Below are 1,595 nucleotides of genomic sequence, written 5' to 3' on the forward strand. Positions count from 1 at the left end.
ACAAAGGTGTTAACCCTAATGAACATATAAATGAGAAAAGTACTTCTTCTGAAAAAGAGGTGACTGAAGCTACAGAAGGTTTGGCAGTTACAATTGGGAAAAATACGAAAGAGATAGAAAAAGAATTCGGAGAACCTGATCGAATTGATATGTCCGCTTATGGCTATGATTGGTGGGTTTATAAAAAAGACTATAGTAATTATTTTCAATTAGCCGTTGAAAATGAAAAAGTGATATCTGCATATGGTATAGGTGATAAGGTTAATGTTGCGCCATTTAAAATCGGACAATCCATTGATGCCATCTATTCTAGTTTGTATGTAGAACCAACTGTTGATATTGAGGTTGGAGATAGTTCCTATCGTTTTGAATTGTCGGAGGAAGATATGAACATGAGGCCTTTGATTGAACTTGGGGATATTCATGTACAGTTGTATTTAGATAAATTCTCAGGAACGGTTTCAAGTGTTCGGTTTTTGAATGATTCTACCCTTTTAAAACAACAGCCTTATGAGTTGACCTACCATGGTAAGCTTGTGAAGGTTGAGGATCTATCTGAGAAAGACTGGGAAAAGGTGGAGGAAGGCAACGAACAGCAAATATTCGATATTACGAATATCATGCGTAGCAGATTTGATTTGAAGCCTCTAGAATGGGATGATTCTGCAGCTGAAGTTGCTTACCTTCATAGCCGTGAAATGGCGGATATTCCTGAAGGAACAAACGTCCCTGAAACAAAAGGGGATTTGGAAAAGCGTCTGAACGCAGGTCACGTTAAATACAGCTCTGCAGGTGAAAATATTGCTAAAGATTATGTGGATGCAGCGGCAGTCATGGAAGGCTGGCTAAATAGTAAGGGCCATCGGGATGCGATGCTGAATGAGGACTTTACAGGCTTGGGTGTTGGGGTTTATAAAAAGTATTATACACAGAATTTCATAAGAAAATAAAAATGGATCCCTTTTGGGATCCGTTTTTATTTTCTTATTATTATATTTTCAAGATGAAAAAGTTGCCTGTCGATACCGCGCAAAGTTCGCCATCATCGCGGTATACCTTTCCTTCGACGATTATCGTTTTATTGCCTCTATGTATTAACTCACACTTACATGTCAAATGATCACCAATAGCGGGTTTTACATACCGAACTTGTATATCTGTCGTTACTGTAGCGTACCCTTCTGGAACTGTTGAGTTGGCAAGGATTCCCATACCCGAATCTATCAAGGTAGCAATCATTCCGCCGTGGGTAATCTTCAATTCATTATGTACAAGTGGTGTGTTAGGCATGGTCATTGTAAGTGAGGTATCCTGTTGGCTTACATCCTTATTTAACTGCAATAGGCTTGAAATATAGGAATACTTCTTTTGTTCTCTTTTTGCTTGTATTCCTGAGATTATTCCCGATAAAACGGCTAACTCTGTTTCATCTGCTGACTTTGCCAGTTTTTGAAAGTCTTCGACTAAATCCCTGAAATCTATCATGAAAATACCCCCTCATTTTCTAATATTATACTATAAGGAAATGCAATTAAATTCGGAATAGAAATGCCATGCACTTTTTATTTCATTTTAGCATATGGTGATCATAGGCG

At 38.0% G+C, this 1,595-nt stretch carries 2 protein-coding genes; one reads left to right on the top strand and one right to left on the bottom strand.

The window, feature by feature from the left end; all coding sequences use genetic code 11:
• A partial coding sequence (locus AC1DUW_RS28175) for a CAP domain-containing protein (protein ID WP_477644097.1) occupies window positions 1-950 on the top strand: 950 nt, incomplete at its 5' end.
• A gap of 40 nt (window positions 951-990) precedes the next feature.
• Here the strand turns inward: AC1DUW_RS28175 and AC1DUW_RS28180 are convergent.
• Window positions 991-1,485: a PaaI family thioesterase gene (locus tag AC1DUW_RS28180; protein ID WP_053345210.1), complete on the bottom strand. Its 495-nt coding sequence runs from the start codon at window positions 1,483-1,485 to the stop codon at window positions 991-993.
• Between the last annotated feature and the right edge of the window lie 110 nt (window positions 1,486-1,595).

Source organism: Peribacillus sp. P4_C12 (assembly GCF_056402095.1).